This window comes from Serratia sp. BIGb0234 (assembly GCF_024809915.1).
Taxonomy (GTDB): Bacteria; Pseudomonadota; Gammaproteobacteria; order Enterobacterales; family Enterobacteriaceae; genus Serratia; species Serratia liquefaciens.
This window is the reverse complement of sequence record NZ_JANUEI010000001.1, coordinates 484,540-505,703: the sequence shown is the minus strand read 5'-3', so window position 1 is coordinate 505,703 and position 21,164 is coordinate 484,540. Positions and strand designations below refer to the sequence as shown.

The following is a 21,164-nucleotide window of genomic DNA, read 5'->3' as shown; positions in this document are numbered from 1 at the left end:
ATGTCTAAAAACAATGTCCTTGTTATTAGTGAGTGTAAGTACAGCTATGTCGGCCTTTCGGTGTTACTGAAAAAACATTACGGCAAGTACGATATCAGACTGTTTTCAGATTTTATGCACGGTGGCGCCAAGGCGGAGAAAATAATTAAGCACGACATCGCCCTGATCTTCACCTCACAAAATCTGGAGCAAAGCGTTAACGTCATTGAAAGCCTGGTGTCTTTGCATCAGCAATACAACTCCAAAACGCGTCTGTTGGTGTTTTATGACGATGAACGCGTGGTGAAACTATTGTCGATCCTGGGCATCTCCGTTGAATTGGTGTCTACACGCATTCCACTTTATTCGCTGCAGGAAAAAATACAGAACCTGCTGGAAAGCAAAGAGCCCGGGGGGATAAAAATGCAGAAAACCCGCGAGCTTAGCCCGGCGGAAAGCGACGTTATCTTCAACCTGTTGCGCGGTGACAGCCTGCTGCATATTGCCCAAAAGCGCGGCACCCACCCCAAAACGATTTTCTCTCAGAAATACAGTGCGATGAAAAAGCTGCGTCTGCGCAGCATGAGCAGTATTTTCGTTGCCAGCAAGTAACTCCCTCCTCCCCTTCAGGCTGCCACCCGGCGGCCTGAAGGGCGGACTCAACGTTAAATTAATGTAACAATCAACGATAAAGCAGTAACAGCCACATAACACTCCTGTCTATTGGTTAGGATCCGCTCAGCAAACTTTCTGTGAGCCATGTCGTCTGGACTAATAAAAACATCAGGAGATGTTATGAAGTCATCATTATTCAGCCGTTATACCTGCCTTGTGTTGAGTCTTTTGCTGACGTTGGCGTCTTTGGCGCTGTTGTCCCATAGCCCCTGGTTTTGGCTACCGACGATCATTTTTGGTGGTCTGAGCGCTCTGGGCATTTATGATCTGACCCAACAACGCCACGCCATCTGCCGAAACTATCCGATCATCGGCCGACTGCGCTTTTTCTTCGAGTTTATTCGCCCGGAAATACGCCAGTACTTACTGGAAGAAGATAACGCGCAGATCCCGTTTTCACGTACCCAACGCACGCTGGTTTACCGACGCGCCAAAAATGAAATGGGCGACAAGCCGTTCGGTACCCAGTTGGACGTTTATCAAACCGGCTACGAATGTATCGGGCACTCCATGCGTCCGGTCGAGGTATCTGACCCCACCAGCTTCCGCGTGACGATCGGCGGTCCAGATTGCAGCCAACCCTACTCCGCGTCGATCTTTAACATCTCCGCCATGAGCTTCGGCGCCCTGTCGGCCAACGCCATTCGCGCCCTCAACCTCGGCGCGGCAAAGGGCAATTTCTACCACGACACCGGCGAAGGCAGTATCAGCCGTTATCATCGCGAAAATGGCGGCGACCTGGTCTGGGAATTGGGCAGCGGCTACTTCGGTTGCCGCACCGCCGACGGCCATTTTGATCCGCAACGCTTCACCGAGCAGGCTAAAAAACCGCAGGTGAGAATGATTGAAATCAAGCTCAGCCAGGGTGCTAAACCCGGACATGGCGGCATACTGCCGGCGAAAAAAGTGGATGCGGAAATCGCCGCAACGCGCGGCGTACCTGAAGGGGTCGACTGTATTTCTCCGGCTTCGCACAGCGCCTTCAGCACGCCAATTGAAATGATGCATTTCATCCAGCAGCTACGTGAATTGTCCGGTGGCAAACCCGTGGGCTTCAAACTCTGTATCGGCCACCCGTGGGAATTTGTCGCCATCGCCAAAGCCATGTTGCAAACCCAGATCTTGCCGGACTTTATCGTGGTGGACGGCAAAGAAGGCGGAACCGGCGCAGCACCGCTCGAACTGTCCAACTATATGGGCATGCCGCTGCGCGAAGGGTTGCTATTCGTCCATAACACCCTGGTGGGCTGCGGACTGCGCGACAAAATCAAGATTGGTGCCAGCGGTAAAATCATCAGCGCCTTCGACATCGCCAGCGTGCTGGTGTTGGGCGCCGACTGGGTGAACTCAGCCCGTGGTTTTATGTTCGCCGTCGGCTGCATTCAGTCGCAAAGCTGCCATACCAATCACTGCCCTACCGGGGTCGCCACCCAGGATCCACTGCGACAGAAAGCCCTGGTGGTGCCAAACAAGGCCGAACGCGTTTATCACTTCCACCAGAATACGGTGAAAGCGCTGGCAGAAATGCTTGCGGCGGCGGGCGTCAGCCGCCCTGAGCAGTTGACTTCGCATCATATGCTGCGCCGTATTACTTCAACCGAAATCAAGGTCTACGCCGACATCTATTACTACCTGGAGCCTGGTGCACTGCTGCAAAAAGAGATCGAAAGCGATTTTTATGCGCGCATGTGGCGCATGGCGACGCCAAACAGTTTCGATCAGGCGATCGCCCTGCCGGCTTAAGGGGTACGTTTGTACCTGCTGAGGTGAGAGATAACGGGAATGAATTGCCCCCTCGCCTCGGGGAAGGACATTGGAGAGGGGGTTGCTTGCTACAGCGGCCCTCCCCCTCAACGGCGAGAGGGCATGTGGGTTATGGCTTACGCGCCGGGGCGTCGCCGGCCACGTAATAGTCGGCAGTGCTACGCGACAACGGCGTGCGCTGGCGAATACGATCGGCAATCTTCTCGGCGATCATGATGGTGGTGGCGTTCAGGTTACCGGTGATGATCAGCGGCATAATGGACGCATCCACCACCCGCAGGCCTTCCATACCGTGCACTCGCCCTTGCCCATCCACCACCGCCATCTCGTCTTCGCCCATTTTGCATGAGCAGGAAGGATGGAAGGCGGTTTCGGCATGCTCACGCACAAAAGCGTCCAGCTGTTCGTCGGTCTGCACTTCTGGCCCCGGGCTTATCTCGCGGCCGCGGTATTCGTCCAATGCAGGCTGCGCCATGATTTCGCGCGTGATGCGAATGGCATCGCGGAACTCCTGCCAGTCCTGTTCGGTCGCCATATAGTTGAACAAGATGCTCGGATGTTGGCGCGGATCCTTCGATTTCACCTGCACCCGGCCACGGCTTGGGGAGCGCATTGAACCGACGTGCGCCTGAAAACCGTGCTCTTTCACCGCGTTGCTGCCGTTGTAGTTAATCGCCACCGGCAAGAAATGGTACTGAATGTTCGGCCAGGCGAACTCTTCGCGGCTGCGGATAAAGCCACCGGCTTCAAACTGGTTGCTGGCGCCCACGCCGGTGCCGTTGAACAGCCACTCTGCGCCGATCTTCGGCTGGTTGAACCATTGCAATGCCGGATACAACGACACCGGCTTTTTACAGGCGTATTGCAGGTACATTTCCAGATGGTCCTGCAAGTTCTCGCCCACGCCGGGCAGATCGTGCACCAGATCGATGTCCAGGCGGTTCAGCAGCGCCGCTGGACCAACGCCGGAACGCTGCAAAATCTGCGGCGAGGCAATCGCGCCGGCACACAGCAACACTTCACGACGCGCACGGGCACTGTTGATTTGGTTACTTTCGCCCTGCAAGTAGTCAACGCCCACAGCACGCTTACCCTCGAAGCGGATGCGGTCGGTCAACGCGTGAGTGACAATCTTCAGGTTTGAACGGGAACGAGCCTGATCCAGATAACCCCGAGCGGTGCTGGCGCGACGGCCTTTCGGCGTGACCGTGCGATCCATCGGGCCAAAGCCTTCCTGCTGGTAGCCGTTCAGGTCATCAGTACGCGGATAACCCGCCTGCACGCCGGCCTCCACCATTGCGTGGAACAATTCGTTATTACCGGCTTTCGGCGTGGTCACGCTGACCGGGCCGTCGCCACCGTGATAATCATTAGGCCCGATATCGCGGGTTTCCGCCTTGCGGAAATATGGCAGGCAGTCCAGATAACTCCAGTCCTCCAACCCCGGTGCTTTTGCCCAGTTGTCGAAGTCCATCGCGTTGCCGCGGATGTAGCACATGCCGTTAATCAGTGATGAGCCGCCCAGCCCTTTACCCCGGCCACACTCCATGCGGCGATTGTTCATGTGCGGCTCAGGATCGGTTTCATACGCCCAGTTGTAACGACGGCCCTGCAGCGGGAATGCCAGCGCGGCCGGCATCTGGGTGCGAAAATCCATCCGATAATCCGGGCCGCCAGCTTCCAGCAGCAATACGCTAACGTCAGCGTCTTCGGTTAAACGGGTGGCTAAAACGTTACCGGCTGAGCCGGCACCGATAATGATGTAATCGTATTCCATACATTATCTCCTAAATATTCGTATGCCTGAATGATGCGAATGGCTTGAATATCGCATGCTGAATATATCCAGGCAGTTTTGGATGCAAGAAAGGATTATCCCCTATGGATTTCGCGTTACAGCTAGGCGGCAAGGGCGTGGAACCCCAGGAGTCAAGTAAGTGACTGGGGTCCGCGTTCGCAGCCAACAACGCTGTAGCTTGAAAGACGACGGGGATATTTAAAAGATGGAAATATATTCGCCCAGCTCGACTTGTACCGATTTGACCTGGGTGTAATGTTCCAGCGTACTGAGGCCATTTTCACGGCCGACGCCAGACTGCTTGTACCCGCCGACCGGCATTTCCGGCGCCGATTCACCCCAGGTGTTGATCCAGCAAATGCCGGCCTCCAACTGGTGGATCACCCGATGCGCCAGGGTCAGATCGTTCGTCACCAAACCGGCAGCCAGGCCGAAGGTGGTGTCGTTCGCACGGCGTACCACTTCTTCTTCGCTGTGGTAAGTGAGAATGCTCATGACCGGCCCAAAGATCTCTTCGCGCACGATCTCCATCTCGTCACCGCAGTCGGTAAATACCGTCGGCGCCACATAAGCCCCTTTGGCGTATTCACCCTCAGTCACACGTTCGCCGCCGCACAACAGGCGAGCGCCGCTTTTCTTGCCGCTTTCGATGAAGCGTAATACCGACTCCATATGCGCGAAGCTGACCAGCGGGCCGAAGTTGGTTTGTGGATCGGTAGGATCCCCCAGGCGGATGCGCTTAACGCGTTCGAGGATTTTGGCTTCGAACTCGGCCTGCAACGCTGCGGGGACAAATACTCGAGTCCCGTTGGTGCACACCTGGCCGGAGCTGTAGAAGTTGGCCATCATGGCGATATCGGCGGCGCGATCCAGGCAGGCGTCGTCAAAAATAATCAGCGGGGATTTGCCACCCAGCTCCATGGTGACTTCTTTCAGCGTCGAACCTGAGGCGTTAGCCATCACTTTCTTGCCGGTTTTTACACCGCCGGTGAAGGACACCTTGGCAATGCCAGGATGATCGGTCAGGTACTGGCCGACTTCTGCGCCGCTGCCGGTGACCACGTTGAATACGCCGTCCGGCAAACCGGCTTCGGTATAGATTTCCGCCAGCTTCAGCGCCGTCAGGGAAGTGACTTCACTGGGTTTGAAGATCATCGCGTTGCCTGCCGCCAGTGCCGGTGCGGATTTCCACAGGGCAATCTGGATCGGGTAGTTCCAGGCGCCAATACCGGCCACCACGCCCAGGGGCTCACGACGGGTATAAACAAAGGCGCTGTCACGCAGTGGGATCTGCTGGCCTTCGATCGCCGGGATCAGACCCGCGTAATATTCCAATACGTCGGCACCGGTAACGATATCCACCGCCGTGGTTTCCGACATGGCCTTGCCGGTATCCAACGTTTCCAGCGCGGCCAGTTCGTCGTTGCGTTCGCGCAGAATATCCACCGCTCGGCGCAGAATACGAGAACGTTCCATCGCCGTCATCGCCGCCCACACTTTCTGTCCGCTGGCTGCACTGGCCACCGCACGGTTGACGTCTTCAGCGCTGGCAGACTGGATCTCGGCAAGCACTTCACCGTTCGCCGGGTTAACCGCGTTGAAAGTTTTTCCATCGGTACTGTCTACATAGGCACCATTAATATAGAGCTTCTGTAAGCCAAAACGGGACATAGGTTCTCCTTGGGTTATCCTCAGGGTGGCGTTTGCCCCCGGAGTTGAAACGTAATGTATTCGGTCGTGAGCGCGATCGCCTGCGTCTGGTTGAACGCCGCGCCGCGCAACGCACTGCGCAGCCACAGGCCGTCAATCAGTGCTGCCAATCCTTTGGCTGCCAGTCGCGCATGCGCCTTGGGCAGTTGGCGACTAAATTCGGCACACAGGTTGGAATACAGCCGACGGCCGTTCACCTGTTGCAGCCGATTAAGCTGCGGCTGGTGCAAGCTGCTGGCCCAAAACGCCAGCCAGGTTTTCATCGCCGCACTGTTGATCTGGCTGTCGTCGAAGTTACCGGCGACGATCGCCTGCAGCCGTGATGCCGGGCTCTGGTCGCTTAATGCCTGTAGCCGCAGCTTCACCGCCTCGCCCAAATGGCTAATCAAATAGCGCATTGTGGCTTCCAGCAGGCCGTTCTTATCCTTGAAATAATGGCTGATGATGCCGTTGGAAACTCCGGCCCGCCGCGCTATTTGCGCGATGGTGGCGTCATGCATTCCCACTTCGTTCACCGCGGCCAGCGTGGCATCTATCAACTGCTGCCTTCTGATTGGCTGCATTCCTACCTTTGGCATAATTCGACTCTCACAAAACCGACTTCGGCCTCGTCTCAGCGGCGGGATTTCACGCCCTTTTCACCTGCTGAACTTGGTCTTCATGCTCACTATTAAACTTTTTTTTGATTGAACGTTCAATAAAAATTGCATATATTTTATTACCGCTTGGTTACAAATATGTACTTTTCGGTTGTGGAACTGGCTGATTTTTGTGAGGTATTTAACGAATCTGACCAAAATCAGTGTCTGTAAGCGGTTCCCACCACGAAACGATTTTCTGTTTCGTTAACAAGCAAAGCGGCAATCTTTGGCAAGCAGAATAGCGATTGCCGCGGCTTTATATCCGCACTTTTCCGGACGGCGCCGATGCGTCCGTTCAGGCTGGTGTGTGGGCACGATTTTACTCAGTTGTTAAAAAACAGAGGAAGACGATGACAACACGCGAAACCTCCTCAAAACCACAAAAGGATGGCCTTAATCCGGTGGTTTTCTTTACCTCGGCGGGGCTGATTCTGGCCTTCTCGCTGATGACCATCTTTTTTACCGATTTCTCCGGGCGATGGATCACCCGCACCCTGAATTGGGTTTCAACCACCTTCGGCTGGTATTACCTGCTGGCCGCTACTCTGTACATCGTATTTGTGGTGTTTATCGCCGCGTCGCGCTTCGGTTCGATCAAGCTCGGGCCAGAACAGTCGAAACCCGAATTCAGCCTGATGAGTTGGGCAGCGATGCTGTTCGCCGCCGGCATCGGCATTGATCTGATGTTCTTCTCGGTCGCCGAACCGGTGACGCAATATATGATGCCACCGGAAGGCCAGGGCCAGACGATGGAAGCCGCCCGCCAGGCCATGGTGTGGACACTGTTCCACTACGGGCTGACCGGCTGGTCGATGTATGCGCTGATGGGCATCGCCCTCGGCTACTTCAGCTACCGCTATAACCTGCCGTTGACCATCCGTTCGGCGCTCTACCCGATATTCGGTAAACGCATCAACGGCCCGATCGGCCACAGCGTAGACATTGCGGCCGTGCTGGGCACTATCTTCGGCATCGCCACCACGCTGGGTATTGGCGTAGTGCAGTTGAACTACGGGCTGAAAGTTCTGTTCCACATTCCGGAAAACCTGACGGTTCAGGCCGCGCTGATCCTGCTTTCGGTGATCATGGCGACCATTTCGGTGACCTCAGGTGTTAACAAGGGCATCCGCATTCTGTCCGAACTCAACGTGCTGTTGGCGTTGGGGCTGATCATGTTCGTGCTGTTCTTCGGGGATACCGAATTCCTGCTCAATGCGCTGGTGCTCAACGTTGGCGACTACGTTAACCGCTTTATGGGGATGACCCTTAACAGCTTCGCCTTCGATCGTCCGGTAGAATGGATGAACAACTGGACCCTGTTCTTCTGGGCCTGGTGGGTTGCCTGGGCGCCGTTTGTCGGCCTGTTCCTGGCGCGTATTTCGCGTGGGCGCACCATCCGCCAATTTGTAGTCGGTACGCTGATTATTCCATTCGTGTTCACCCTGCTGTGGCTGTCGATTTTCGGCAACAGCGCGCTGTATCAGATCATTCACGGTAACGCCGCTTTCGCGCAGGAAGTAATGCAGTATCCGGAACGCGGTTTCTACAGCCTGCTGGCTCAGTATCCGGGCTTCACCTTCAGCGCCTCAGTGGCTACCATCACTGGCCTGCTGTTCTACGTCACCTCGGCGGATTCAGGTTCACTGGTTTTGGGTAACTTCACCTCGCGCCTGAGCGACATCAACAACGATGCGCCCAACTGGCTACGTATTTTTTGGTCGATAACCATTGGCCTGCTGACCATCGGCATGCTGATGACAGACGGCGTGCCCGCGTTGCAAAAAACCACGGTGATCATGGGCCTGCCGTTCAGCTTTGTGATCTTCTTCGTGATGGCCGGATTGTATAAGTCATTGCGGGTAGAGGATTACCGCAAAGCCAGCGCGTTGAACACCAGTGCGCCAATGCCGGTGTCCAGCAATGACGTGCTCAACTGGAAACAGCGCCTGTCGCGCGTAATGAATTATCCTGGCACGCAGTACACGCAGAAAATGCTGGATACCCGTTGCCGACCGGCGATGCAAGAAGTGGCGCGTGAGCTGGAACTGCGCGGTGCCAAAGTGGAATTCAGTGAGGTACCGCCGACCGAAGATGAACGTTTGAGCCATCTGGAGCTGCTGGTGCATCTGGGCGAAGAACAGAACTTCATCTACCAGATCTGGCCACAGCGTTATTCGGTGCCGGGCTTTACCTATCGTGCTCGCTCCGGCAAGTCGCACTACTACCGGTTGGAAACCTTCCTGATGGAAGGCACCCAGGGCAATGACCTGATGGATTACAGCAAAGAGCAGGTGATCGGCGATATTCTCGATCAGTATGAGAAACACCTGAACTTTGTGCATATCCACCGTGAGGCGCCGGGCAATACCCTGACCTTCCCGGATATGTGATCCGTTCATCATGGCCAAAAGGCGCAGTTTAAAAACTGCGCCTTTTTTTACGGTATATCGTCAGGCAAGTCGGCTTTTAGCAGCAGTATCGAACCCGCCAATAACACCAGATCCTTTAGCAGAAAGCTGGTGGCCCCCCCCATCGCCGGAAAGCCACCGGCCGAAGCTTCCCAGGCACCCGGTGTGGAGAAGATCAGCGTCAGGGTCGTCAGATAAGTCAGCGTCGATCCCACCGCCCCCAATAACCCCAAACGTCGCGACCAAAAACCGGCCAGCAGCAAAAGACCAAAGCTCCACTCGGCAACCCCTAACGCATAACTGGCACCGCGAATGCCAAACACATCGTGCATCCAGGCCAGCAGCGAGCTATTACCAATCAGAGGCACCAGCCCCTGCGCTTCATAATCAAACCACTTGGCATAGCCGAAAGCGGCGAAGATCACCACCAGCGCCAGCCGCATAAAGGCCACGTCCCAGTTCGAGCGCTTAAAGCGCTGCAGCCACATTGTCTGAACCATCGTCCCTCCCGTTGTACTTGCCCGCAGCCGGGATTAAACCAGCGTCCATCCGGCTGCGGGACGCGGCGGCTTACTGCCCCATAGCGTCTTTTTGCATAGCGTCTTTACTCATACTGTCTTTCTTCATGCCGTCATGCTTCATGGCATCTTTACCCATGCTGTCTTTCTTCATGCCATCATGTTTCATGGCATCTTTGCCCATGCCGTCTTTCTTCATGCAATCCTTGCCCATACACTCTTTTTTCATGCCGTCTTTGGCCATACCCTCGTGCGACATCTGGCTCATGCCGTCTTTTTTCATCGCGTCTTTGCCCATGCTGTCGGCGGCATTGGCACCGAGGGAACCTAACATCAACGCGCTACACATCATTACTGCGAATAACTTTTTCATGGTATTTCCTTTTCTCATTTAAAAAGCACCTGTGTGCCGGGGATAGTTGGGGCCGTCGTTAGCTGCCGCCAAACCAGTTGTAACCTTGATCTTCCCAGTAGCCGCCGGGAAAGCGGTTGGTGATCTCTATGACCTGAATATGTTTCGGGTTCTTGTAGCCGAGCTTGGTCGGCATGCGCAGCTTCATTGGATAGCCGTATTTACGCGGCAGGATCTGGCCATCGTAAGTCAGCGCCATAATGGTTTGCGGATGCAGCGCCGTGGCCATATCGATGCTGGTGTAGTAGTCGTCGGCGCATTTGAAGCTGACATAGTTGGCGCTCAGGTCCGCGCCAATCGCCTGCAGAAATTGCGCAAAGGGTACGCCCCCCCACTTACCGATGGCGCTCCAACCTTCAACGCAGATATGGCGCGTCACCTGGCTGATTTGCGTCATGCTGTGCAATTGCGGCAAGGTCCACGGCTGCTTATTCAGCACTAACCCACTGACCTCCAGCCGATAATCCTCGCCATTGATATCCGGCGCCTCTTCTTCGGCGTAAAACGCGTTGAACGGGAACGGACGAGTAATCTGCGACTCGGCATACACCGGTGCCAAATGGTCGGCGTTAAACAGCCACCCCTGCACCCGATCGTTAAAGCGCGAGATACGGCTCAACGCCTGTTCCACATGGGTGTTGTCGCTAAGGTCACAGCCGGTGAGCATCGCAATGCCACCCAGCGTCAACCCGTTACGCAGAAAACGGCGGCGTGAAGAGGAGGTCAACTGACGCGCCAACAACTGCTGTGCTTCCCTGACAATCTCCCGGCCTTCACTCAGGCTGATAAGGGGTTTATCTGTTTTCATCGGGTTCTCCTTAACGTCCACGCAGCATGGCCAACAGCGTGCGTGGTACCAGCGCCACCATGACCAGGTGCACTACTACAAACCCCACCAGCGCCGACATGGCGTAAAAGTGGATATAACGTGCCGCTTCATAGCCGCCGAGCAATTCGCGCAGCAGCGGAAATTGCACCGACTTCCACAACACCAGGCCAGATATCACCATCACTACGCCTGCCACCATCACAAACAGATAAGCAGCTCGCTGCACCATGTTGTAATGACGCAAATCGCTATGACCGAGTTTGCCCCGCAGCACCGCCAGCAGATCGCTCAACAAGGCTTTTGGGCTGAGCGGCCAAAATTTGCGTTTCAAACGGCCGCTGAACAGATTGATCAGCAGATAACACAACCCGTTGATCCCAAACAGCCACATGCCGGCGAAGTGCCATTGGAGCGCCCCACCCAACCAACCGCCTAGCGTCAGCTCATTGATAAAACTGAAGTTGAACAGCGGGGAAGCATTGTAGATGCGCCACCCGCTGGTGACCATGATCAGCATCGCCAACGCATTCAGCCAATGCGTCAGGCGCAGCCACAGCGGGTGGATCAGTACGGGTTTCTCCGGCGTAATGGACATGGCCATGACGTATCTCCTGACGGTGGCGGTTTCGATGGGCTGAGTATCCGTCCGATTTGTTCCCCAAGACCTCACGCAAAGTTAAATAAAATGTGATAACTCAGGCTCCGGTGGTTGTGTAGACTTCACTAAGGCCTGGCAATCAGCGGTGAGAGAATGGAAAAGCCAAAGAAAATTTTAATCGTCGAGGATGACGGCAATATCGCGGAGCTGCTGCAGTTACATCTTCGCGACGAAGGTTATGACATCAGCCATGCCGCCGATGGCAATCTGGGGATGGCGATGCTGGAACAGGGCGGCTGGGACGCATTGATCCTCGATTTGATGCTACCGGGGATCGATGGGTTGGAGATCTGCCGCCGCGCGCGCAACATGACGCGCTACACGCCGATCATCATCACCAGCGCGCGATCCAGCGAGGTACATCGCGTGCTGGGGTTGGAACTCGGTGCCGACGACTACCTCGCCAAACCCTTTTCGATGCTGGAACTGGTGGCCAGGGTTAAGGCACTGTTTCGCCGTCAGGAAGCCATGAGCCGCAACCTGAAAATGGACGCCGGCACCTTGAGCTTTGACGGCTTGACCATCGATCCGATTGCGCGTGAAGTACTGTTGAATCATCAAGCCATCGACCTGACGCCGCGTGAATTCGACCTGCTGTATTTTTTTGCCAAACACCCCGGCAAGGTCTTTTCCCGCTTGAGCCTGCTCAACCAGGTGTGGGGATATCAGCACGAAGGCTATGAGCACACCGTGAATACCCACATCAACCGGCTGCGCATCAAGATTGAAAGCAACCCGGCGGAACCCGAGCGCATCCTCACCGTGTGGGGTATGGGCTACAAATTCGCGGCAGCGCCGCAAGAGTGAATCATGAAAAACCTTACGTTAACGCAACGTCTGACCCTGATCTTCGCACTGCTGATGGTGGTCAGCTGCGCCATATCCGGCTGGATGCAGGTGCGCAGCAGTACCCAGTACAGCCAGGCGGTGATCCAGCGGTTGTCCGGTAATCTGGCGCAGCACATTGCCGACAGTAACCCGCTGTTGGGGCAAAACGGGCTGAACGCCCCCTCGGTTCACAGCCTGTTCGATCAGCTGATGGCGGTAAACCCCAGCGTTGAGGTCTACCTGCTCGACAAACAGGGCAATATCATTGGCAACGCCGCGCCGGCCGGCCACCTGAAACGCCAGAAAGTGGATCTGCTGCCGTTGCAGGCCTTGTTCGATGGCGCCAGCATGCCGGTTTACGGCGATGACCCGCGCAACCCGAATGCCAGAAAAGTGTTCAGCGCCGCACCGCTGAAGGTCAATGGTCAGGTTGAAGGCTATTTGTACGTGGTGCTGCTGGGCGAAGACTACGACGCGCTGGCCAGCAACGCGCTGTTTAGCTCTGCGGTTTCCATGGCGCTGTGGTCATCGGGCCTGATGGTGCTGTTCAGCCTGTTGGCCGGCGGATTCGCGTTCTATTGGGTCACCCGGCCAATCCGTCGTCTTACGCGTCAGGTCAGCGAGCTGGACAGCGGCGGCATCGCTGCGGTACAGGCCTATGCCGCGCTGCCGGTCGACGCCGCCGGACGCGACGAGGTCAGCCGACTGCAGCAAGCCTTCAACAGCATGGCGCAACGCATCGCCATACAGTGGCAGTCGCTTTCACAGCAGGACCAACAGCGCCGCGAGTTTATCGCCAATATCTCGCACGACCTGCGTACCCCGCTGACTTCGCTGCACGGCTACCTGGAAACGCTGTCGGTAAAATCCGCCAGCCTGAGTGAAAACGATCGCCAACGCTATCTGGAGATCGCGCTGGCGCAGAGCCGCAAGGTCGGTCGGCTGGCGCAGGAGCTGTTCGAGCTGGCACGGCTGGAGTATGGCGTGGTGAAACCGCAGAAAGAGCCGTTCTCGCTCAGTGAGCTGGTGCAGGATGTATTCCAGAAGTTCGAGCTGGCAGCCGAGGCTCGCCAGCAACGGCTGCTGGCTGATATCGCCCCGGGCATTCCATTGGTGTTCGCCGATGTCAGCATGATTGAACGCGTGTTGACCAACCTGCTGGACAACGCTATTCGCCACACGCCACAGGGGGGCGAGATTGAAGTGCGTCTCTGGCAGCAGGCAGGCAAGGTGCTGGTTCAACTTAACGACAGTGGCCCCGGTATCCCACAGGAGCTGCGCGCCGATCTGTTCGTTCGCCCTTCTATTCTGAGCAGCGCGCGTCGCCACGCCAGCGGGCTGGGATTGATGATCGTGCGGCGCATTTTGTTGCTGCACGACAGCGATATCCAACTGATCGAACAACCGCAACGCGGTGCCTGCTTCCGCTTCTCAATCCCGCTGCGTTAGCGCGTTATTATTCGTTGAGGCAGCTTTTATCGATGCTGATAAATTTGTCGTTATAGATAATAAATTTCTGCCCTTTCTGGCGAATACCGGCATGAGTCAAAGTATCGCCAGGACGCAGGTATTCGGTTACCCCTTCTTCATCGGTACTGTCGCAACCGGGCTTGATCAACAGCTTGAAGTAGGTGTTGCCGGTATTGGTGACGGTGCCGCGCTGTGAATCAAGCCGATAGGCAAAATTGGTCTGACGTGGCCGCACCACCAAAATGGTGTCCATTACCACGATTGGCTCCAGCGTCACGCCAGTTGCCTTTTGCCCTGCGGGATCGAATAAGCGGGTCGGAATTTCTCGGAACGATACCCGGTAATAGCGTTCGCGGTTATCCTGCGGCCCGCGGTAAAAGAACTTGTAATATTCGCTCTGTCCCGCCTGCAGCTGGAGTTGACGAGGGGCAAACAGCAGTTCGCCATCGGCCGGTTTGCTCCGCGTTTCGCTATCACCCGGTCGATCAATGGCCCGCAGCGTCACCTGATAAATACGCGCGCTGCGGTTATTGTTCAGCACCCGCTTGGCGGTGAAGGATTGGTCCTGATCCATGGCGAACGTCAGGGTGCCAACGTTAATCGCGCTGGCATAAAATGGCAGGCACAATAGCCCGAGCAGCAAGCTTCTCACAGCCTTTCCCCTAGTTAATGTTGCGCCAGGTGGCTTCAACATGGATCTCACCAGCGGCGCTAACGTCGCCGTACCAACCATTACCTTCAATCGTCCTCAGTGAAATCGGGTTATTCATCGGAATACTGAATTTCACCCGTGTTTTGTTTAACACCCCTACCTCGCCGGAAATGTCATTCCACGGCGTACTGCTCCATAACGCATTCGTCATGTCATGCCACTGCCCATCGCAACCGGCGTCATAATCCTGCTGCCCGTTGGTGCTGGTAGTGATGCTCAGCGTCGCCGGGAACGGTACTTTGGTGCTGTTATCCGCCGAGGAAAAAATGCAGTAGCTTCTGCCGCTGAGGGCCTGTGTCGGGCCGGTGGCCATGACTCTCACCTCATCAGCAGCGGTTTTACCACTGGTGGTAACAATATAAGTAAACTCCAGTGGTGGCTCACCCGGTCCAACGTAACCTTCACGATGAGGGGTATTGTCATAGTCGTCAGAAATAATGCTAATGCTGAAATCGCGCGGTTTAATAATCAGCTGGTTTGAGGTGGAAAACTCATACCAGCCGGACTCCGGCGACGTGGTGTTCTGGAAGCGGAAGTTAATCAGGTCGCGAGTGCCACTGTCGGAGATCCCCAGCTTCACCATCTGCTTAAAGAAGTTGCTGGCGAAAAAGACGTAGATGGCATTGCTGCTTTTCAGCTCGTTAAAGGTGTAATAGCTGCCGGTACCGGAAGTGTTTTTCCAGGTGTTGCCGTTCAGACTGAACTGCAGGTCGGCGGCGTTAACCGCCGAGGACAGCGCCGCATGGTTAATGGCCGGGAACACGTGAATCGAGGTATTGCTGACGCTGCCATCGGTCTGCAGATCGTAGCTGACCATTTTGCACATGATGCCGGCGCGCGCACCGATAGTCTGGTTTTTACAGTCGGCATTCCCCTCACCGATGATCGGCACGCCGTCGCTGTTAACAAACACTTCCGATACCGCGTTGGTGTTGATAAAGCGCAGATGCGCGGCCTTGCTGTGGGTCACGGTGCGTTTATACCAATTACCGCTGGCCTGGTTCTGGCACCGTCCCCCAGCGCCGGCATCATAAGTGGCCGAGGTCTGGCAGCTGTTAATCTGCATACTGAATGCATCGCCGGGGGCCATCTGCTGCAAATATTGGTAGAAACTCGGCGACATCATGCCGTGCATCCATTTTGCGCCGCCCGGCGTCACCACCGCACCATAAAACCCTTTTTCATCGGTGCTTTGCGGCAGGATCAGGCTGGTGTCCATATTACAGCCCGCATACCAGTTAATGCAGCGCAGGCCGAGGAACGGATTTTTTATCGGGGCATTTTCCAGCCACATGTCAAAGCGGTTGTTCGCCGACAGGCCGGTGTTATAACCATTGTCCACATAGCCCAGGCTCTGCTGATAAATGGTGCCGGAGCCGCCGTATTTCAGGCCGGTCCATTTATTCGCACCGGTCATGCGCGGATCCAGCACCCCGGACGGCGTAACGAAAAAGTTGTCGTCGGCGTTGTTTTCAACGAACACGAACTTCACGGTCGCGGCGTTTGGCCAGTTGGTAACGGTAACCGCCGCACGCAACGGCAGGGCCACCCACAGCATAAGCAGCAGCGCAATTTTAGCCTTCATTGATCGTTTCTCCTGCCTGCATATTGTTGCCGGCATAGGTTTTCAGCCCGGTACAGACCACGTCACCGACCCACACGGCGCCCTGAGCCTTGCTCAGATCCAGATCCACTTCGCAGCTCTGGTTACCGCTATGCGTAAAGTCGATAACCGGGAATTTCTTATCGACGTCCATAATGAATTCGCCTTTGTCATCGGTGCGGGTGCGCCCGATATGGTTTTTGATATAGGCGTTGGCCAGCAGCGTGCCGTCTTCAGCCTTGATGCGACCAAACACCGTCACCATCTGTTTGATTTCTGGCGTGATCACCGCCACGTTACCCGGATACAGCGTCAGCTTGCTCTTGCGTTTGGTGACGATATCGAAGCTTTCCGCCGAGTTTTTATTGTTCATCAACTCCACTTCGTACTGACCGTACGGCGACAACGGCACATAGTTTTTATTGCCGGTCAGCTTGACCGTCCGTCCGTCGACCCGGGCGGTCAGCATGCCGTCGTTTTCAATACCGGTATTAAAGATGATGCCCGCATTCCCTTCGCTTCGGCCGCTGACCGCAATATCACGCCCCTGCCAACCCACGCTGCCGCTGGCGGACAGGCTTGAGTTGACGTAACCGTCGGCGGAGCTGCTGACGTTGACCGTACCGGCGGAATATTTGGTATCAAAGCGCGCGTATGCGCCGCCGTTAAGGCTGTTATCGCCGTTAGTGTCGCCGGATATCGCCCGCGACAGGTTGGCGCCGAGGGTGCGGATCGGCCCGTTTTGAATATCCTTGCGCGCCGCCAGGTTAGCCGTGGTATAGCCGTTTTGATTGGAAACTCCAGCGCTGAGCCAATTGCCCATCGGCAAAGAGAAGTCCAGCGCAATATATTTACCGGTATTTGCGCTGTAGCCACCGTTGTTATAGCGCTGTATGCCGGCGCGTACGCCCAGCGTGCCAAAACGGCCAGTAAACACATTTTGATAATAATCGGCGTTGTAGTAATGACTGTTGTTCTTCTTATCGTCGTTGTAACTGAGACTCAGACTGCCCAACGGCGACCATAGCGCACCAAAATTCATCGTGCCGCCGATGGCACGGTTATATGCATCGTTTTGCAGCAGTTTGTCGCCAATCGAGGTTTTTTCCTGATTGATCCACAAACTGCTGAAACCGCCAGGCAGTGCTGCGCTGACGCTGTTAACCAGGCTCCATGAGCTGTCGGAGGCCGCCATGTTCTGCAGGTTGAACTGAATCGACTCGGTGAGCGGTACGCTGATGCGGCTTTCACCGACCGCGTTGCTGTCAAACGAATAGCCGGACAGCGCCCAGTTGAGCCTGTTTACGTTGCCGGTAGCAGAGGCACCCAGCAGATAAGAATCTTTCGCCGGTCGCTGACGTTGGTTATCGCCGCGCCAGTCGTCCATACGGATCATTCCGCCCCAAAACTGCCAGGCCAGAGGCGCATTGGCACCACGATTGGGGCTGAACAGTTTGTTCACCCGCTGCATGCGCTTATCTACCACCTTGCCGTTGACCACCACTTCGACTTCGACGTCATAAATGCCGTAAGGCAAGTTACCGGTATCCACTTCATGGTTACCCATGGCAAAACTTTGTACGCTGAGCAGCCGCCCTTCACGCGACAAGTGCACTTCCCCCGCCGATGGGAAAAATGCCACGATCGGCGTCAGCGACTGGCTGTTATCAAAAACGGTAGAGTTGGCACGGTTACCGTAGGACAGGCCGTAGATCTTGCTGGAGTTGATGGTGGTGACCGGTCCCAGCGACTGCAGGTTCCAGCTGTCGAGCATACCGGCGGCAAAGCGGCGGCCGGCAAAATCGCGCTCGTACATCGCCTTATACAGCGTAGCGTTTTCGTCGCCGCTGCCGATGCCGTAAATCGAACCGTTCACTTCCACGTGGTGCTCGCGCAGAGCGGTAACGCTGTTGAGTGACAGGTAACTGGAAGTGTTGCCCTCGCTGGCACGGGTGCGGTTATCGTAAATACCAAGGTTATAGTCCAGCGTGCTGCTGACGGCATTGACGCTCGACGCGCCAATGTCGCTGGAGCGCGCGCGGAGCAGGGTTCCCATCGCGGACGCTTTCACCACCAGCTGTAAATTGAGCTGGCGGAAATCCAGCGCCAGCCAGGCGTCGGGCGTCAGCGCAATACGCTGCTGCCGATCAAATGCGGTCTCCTGCAGCGCCTGCAGCTGTTTGATGGTTTCCGCAGTCAGCGGTGTCCCCTCGTCGCCATCTTCCAGGGTAATTTGGCGAATTTTTAGTTGGTCGTTTTCGAGGTACAAAAAGGCATGGCCAATACGGCGGTCGTCTTTTACACCGCTGTTTTTTTCAAAGTGCAACAGCAGGGGGATGCTCATGCCTTCGCGCAACGCCAGGCTGAAGGTCTGGGGGATCAAAACGCCATCAATCTGGGTCAGTCCGGCAGCCATCGTCGTCTGACCCGGCAACAGCACGGCAGGAAGCACAAGCGCGCCGGCGGCAAGCAGGGTTTTCAACAACACATCATCCAGCGCACCTTTCACATCCACTCCTTGAATTCTTGTTATGAGTTCCATTCCGTATAGGCTTTGCCGTGGGTTACGCAGTCCGTTATTTCACCGGGATAAACTGGTCGCCATGCCACAGCGCAACGCGACCCTTCTTGTCGCTAACATCCACCTTGCTGAAAGCTCGAGCCTTGCCTGGCATGACGAAATAGTTTTCCTTGCAGTCATTCCCCTCTTTCTTGTCGCGGCAATTACCGTAGGCCACCACCTTAAAGGTGGCGTTGCCGGTGTTTTTGATCTGGCCGTCGGCAAACTGATAGTCGAATTGGTCCTGCCGTGGCGCCACTACCAAAATGGTGCCGATACGTGCCGATGTGGTGGCAACCGCGTTGCGTTTAGCCGAGTTTTTCCCCACATCGCTCAACGCCTGATCGAACCAGACAATGCGGTAATACCGTTCCTGGTTGTCGCTGGGGCCTTTGTAATAGAAACGGATCACGTCGCTGGCATTGGCCGGTAATATCAGGCTGGCCGGCGACAGCAACATTTCATCTTTACTGCCCATCGGGAGCACCGTGCCGGACTCCAGCGGGCTGGAAATTCGCTCGATCTTGATATTCACCAGACGACCGCTGTCGGTGGTGTTCTTGATTTCTTTACTCAGACGCGCGCTATCGCTGTGCATGAACGAGCTGATCTCACCGACGTCGAGCGCGAAAACAGGTTGAGACAGCGATAGCAACAGGCAGGTGGCGAGAGAGAGTCGTTTCATAACGGTATTCCAGTGACGTTCTTCAGCGGGGTGGAATAAGCAGGGGATTGTCCCCTGCTCTAAACCAGCAACTCGGGGATTACGCAGTCCAGGTGGCGTTGAATTCCACGCTCACGTCACCGCTCCAGATACCTTCCGGCAGGGTGCTGAAATCGGTGACCGCAGTGGTACCGTCAGAGGTGGCGCCAATAATGGTGAAAGTGAACTGATCTTGTGCGCTGGTGCGGACAGCCTGATTGTAAGCGTTGGATAACGCGCTCAGGTTGCCACCCAAAATGCCGGCAGAGGTGTCGATCATGGTGGTTTCCGCCGTTTTCTCTACCGCTGCGCCGTTGTAGTTCACGCCGACATTCAGGGTTGAGCCAGAGGTATCCAGCTGAGTCAGGGTGTTTGAAACCAGTTTAGAAGTCAGTTTGAAGGCAGTTGCAGTGGCATCCCCTTCTACGGTCACGTCAAACAGACCTTTCTGGCTGTTGAAACCCTTGATACCTTCCGCATAGTTGAAAGACAGGCTGCCGATTGGGGTAACAACCAGTTTGCTGGTGGTGTCTTTCTTCGCGGTAGCAGACCAGGTAGCCAGCGCCTGAGCGGTAACGTCGGCGGCTTGAGCAGTGCTGACCGCAGCGAAGGCGGAAATGATTGCCAGAGCCAGTGTAATTTTCTTCATGGTAAAACTCCCTTCAACTTTAAATATGATTGTGCGTCCATTAGCCTGACGTGCCTTAATCAGTCACTTGCATGAGTGCTTTTAGCCAGTCTGCTTGACGGAGAAAAGAGTAACCGCATCAAATCAAAAAAGAACCATTAACTACCAATGGTCAAATATTTAGATTTTTATTCTTACTTTAATGTTTATTTTGCTTCCAGTAAGTTAAAAGGGCCATGTAATGATGCTGCAGGGAACAAAACACCTATTGTTTTCATCCCCTCTAAAACCACGTTAACGGTATATAAAACGCACTATTGCGTCAGCGCATAAATAAGGGCGACAGGTTTATTTTTGTAGGATGTTTAATTTGATGCAGATCAATTCATCTGGGTGGCTGGCAGGAAATAAAGGGATAAGCGCTTGGAACGAGAAAGTATTAAACCGCCGGCGCGGCGTGTGCCATTACAACCGACGGCGAATTTTTAGGCTGGGTGTTGAGTCCTGAAGGCCAAAATCAGGCGCATAAACCCTGCTTGATTAAGCCTCAGCTTACGCATGATATTCAGCTTATGGCTACTGACCGTTTTACAACTGCGATGGGTAATACTGGCGATATGTCGCGGATTGGCGCCGGCGATCATCATCGCCAATATTTGCCATTCGCTACGGGACAAGGGTTCTACCGCGGATATCAACGCTTCCTGAATCGCCGGACTACGGTAACTTACCCCTGTGCCGACAGCGTCAATGGCCTGATACAGGCAATCCAAGGGATCGTCTTTGGCCACCAGGGATAAATGCGTTTGAGCAGCCAGAATGGTCAATATGCTGGCATTGGTCACTTCAGTAAATATGATCAGTGGCGTCTTGGGCCAAATATCCTTTATCGTCAGGATGAAATGTAATACATCATACAAACTCTCACTTTCATTATACAGCTCCATTATGAGGATTTGTTTCTCATTCTCCTTTAACCCTGCCTCCACTGCCCTGATGCTGTGCACAAATTGGTAGTGTATGGGTTCGGTTCCAATAAGTGCCCGTAATCCTTTTCTCACCCAGGGGTTGGGTTCGAAAAAGAGAATGTCCTCCCTGAAAGAGATATTTTTCATAATCTATTACCATAATTAGGTATTACAAAAGCGGTTGGCGCAGAAATGCAAGGCAGCGCCGGCGAGCAAAATATAAGGCTTGCATCGAATAAATGCTGCATTATTAACCAGGTGGTGAAAATTAAGTATTTAATATCAAGACAATAAAGATTG

General features: G+C 55.0%; 18 protein-coding genes. 5 read left to right on the top strand and 13 right to left on the bottom strand.

The window, feature by feature from the left end:
* Both M2407_RS02595 and M2407_RS02590 read left to right on the top strand, forming a co-directional pair.
* Window positions 1-591, top strand: a complete 591-nt coding sequence (locus M2407_RS02595) for a LuxR family transcriptional regulator (RefSeq protein ID WP_020825955.1) — start codon at window positions 1-3, stop codon at window positions 589-591.
* A 183-nt stretch (window positions 592-774) separates the two neighbouring features.
* Entirely contained in the window at window positions 775-2,397 is a 1,623-nt protein-coding gene (locus M2407_RS02590) for an FMN-binding glutamate synthase family protein (RefSeq protein WP_020825954.1), read from the top strand.
* A 130-nt stretch (window positions 2,398-2,527) separates the two neighbouring features.
* Here M2407_RS02590 and betA read toward each other — a convergent pair whose 3' ends face one another.
* From betA to betI, 3 genes are all read right to left on the bottom strand, one after another.
* The gene (gene betA, locus M2407_RS02585; RefSeq protein WP_142815639.1) at window positions 2,528-4,195 is read right to left on the bottom strand and encodes a choline dehydrogenase; all 1,668 of its coding nucleotides are present in this window, start codon (window positions 4,193-4,195) and stop codon (window positions 2,528-2,530) included.
* A gap of 219 nt (window positions 4,196-4,414) precedes the next feature.
* A complete protein-coding gene (betB, locus tag M2407_RS02580) occupies window positions 4,415-5,887 on the bottom strand; it encodes a betaine-aldehyde dehydrogenase (RefSeq protein ID WP_259216679.1) in 1,473 nt (490 codons plus the stop codon).
* A 20-nt stretch (window positions 5,888-5,907) separates the two neighbouring features.
* The gene (gene betI, locus M2407_RS02575; RefSeq protein WP_259216678.1) at window positions 5,908-6,504 is read right to left on the bottom strand and encodes a transcriptional regulator BetI; all 597 of its coding nucleotides are present in this window, start codon (window positions 6,502-6,504) and stop codon (window positions 5,908-5,910) included.
* 413 nt (window positions 6,505-6,917) lie between these two features.
* Between betI and M2407_RS02570 the strand changes: the two genes are divergently transcribed.
* Complete coding sequence (locus M2407_RS02570; protein ID WP_020825950.1) at window positions 6,918-8,957, top strand: choline transporter; 2,040 nt, start codon at window positions 6,918-6,920, stop codon at window positions 8,955-8,957.
* Between the two features lie 47 nt (window positions 8,958-9,004).
* Here the strand turns inward: M2407_RS02570 and M2407_RS02565 are convergent, their stop codons facing one another.
* The 4 genes from M2407_RS02565 to M2407_RS02550 form a co-directional block, all read right to left on the bottom strand.
* Window positions 9,005-9,475, bottom strand: coding sequence for a YkgB family protein (locus tag M2407_RS02565; protein WP_259216677.1), 471 nt, complete (start codon window positions 9,473-9,475; stop codon window positions 9,005-9,007).
* Between the two features lie 70 nt (window positions 9,476-9,545).
* Window positions 9,546-9,866: a pentapeptide MXKDX repeat protein gene (locus M2407_RS02560; protein WP_142815641.1), complete on the bottom strand. Its 321-nt coding sequence runs from the start codon at window positions 9,864-9,866 to the stop codon at window positions 9,546-9,548.
* Between the two features lie 58 nt (window positions 9,867-9,924).
* Window positions 9,925-10,713 (bottom strand): molybdopterin-dependent oxidoreductase, encoded by a 789-nt coding sequence (locus M2407_RS02555; protein WP_020825947.1) that lies wholly within the window; start codon window positions 10,711-10,713, stop codon window positions 9,925-9,927.
* Window positions 10,714-10,723: 10 nt separating this feature from the next.
* A complete protein-coding gene (locus tag M2407_RS02550; RefSeq protein ID WP_259216676.1) occupies window positions 10,724-11,335 on the bottom strand; it encodes a cytochrome b/b6 domain-containing protein in 612 nt (203 codons plus the stop codon).
* A gap of 150 nt (window positions 11,336-11,485) precedes the next feature.
* On the opposite strand from M2407_RS02550, the gene M2407_RS02545 reads away from it, so the two are divergent.
* Window positions 11,486-12,199, top strand: a complete 714-nt coding sequence (locus M2407_RS02545; RefSeq protein ID WP_020825945.1) for a response regulator transcription factor — start codon at window positions 11,486-11,488, stop codon at window positions 12,197-12,199.
* Between the two features lie 3 nt (window positions 12,200-12,202).
* Window positions 12,203-13,669 (top strand): HAMP domain-containing sensor histidine kinase, encoded by a 1,467-nt coding sequence (locus tag M2407_RS02540; RefSeq protein WP_115059432.1) that lies wholly within the window; start codon window positions 12,203-12,205, stop codon window positions 13,667-13,669.
* 7 nt (window positions 13,670-13,676) lie between these two features.
* Here the strand turns inward: M2407_RS02540 and M2407_RS02535 are convergent, their stop codons facing one another.
* The 6 genes from M2407_RS02535 to M2407_RS02510 form a co-directional block, all read right to left on the bottom strand.
* Entirely contained in the window at window positions 13,677-14,384 is a 708-nt protein-coding gene (locus M2407_RS02535; RefSeq protein WP_048761595.1) for a fimbria/pilus periplasmic chaperone, read from the bottom strand.
* Entirely contained in the window at window positions 14,353-15,987 is a 1,635-nt protein-coding gene (locus M2407_RS02530; protein WP_115059434.1) for a hypothetical protein, read from the bottom strand. The genes M2407_RS02535 and M2407_RS02530 overlap by 32 nt, the downstream gene beginning before the upstream one ends.
* Window positions 15,977-18,502, bottom strand: a complete 2,526-nt coding sequence (locus M2407_RS02525) for a CS1-pili formation C-terminal domain-containing protein (protein ID WP_273854815.1) — start codon at window positions 18,500-18,502, stop codon at window positions 15,977-15,979. Before M2407_RS02525 ends, M2407_RS02530 begins: the two co-directional genes overlap by 11 nt.
* Before the next feature lie 79 nt (window positions 18,503-18,581).
* Window positions 18,582-19,250 (bottom strand): hypothetical protein, encoded by a 669-nt coding sequence (locus tag M2407_RS02520; protein ID WP_259216675.1) that lies wholly within the window; start codon window positions 19,248-19,250, stop codon window positions 18,582-18,584.
* Between the two features lie 79 nt (window positions 19,251-19,329).
* Window positions 19,330-19,917, bottom strand: a complete 588-nt coding sequence (locus tag M2407_RS02515; RefSeq protein WP_020825939.1) for a common pilus major fimbrillin subunit EcpA — start codon at window positions 19,915-19,917, stop codon at window positions 19,330-19,332.
* A 464-nt stretch (window positions 19,918-20,381) separates the two neighbouring features.
* The gene (locus tag M2407_RS02510; RefSeq protein ID WP_116690886.1) at window positions 20,382-21,011 is read right to left on the bottom strand and encodes a LuxR C-terminal-related transcriptional regulator; all 630 of its coding nucleotides are present in this window, start codon (window positions 21,009-21,011) and stop codon (window positions 20,382-20,384) included.
* Window positions 21,012-21,164 lie beyond the last annotated feature (153 nt).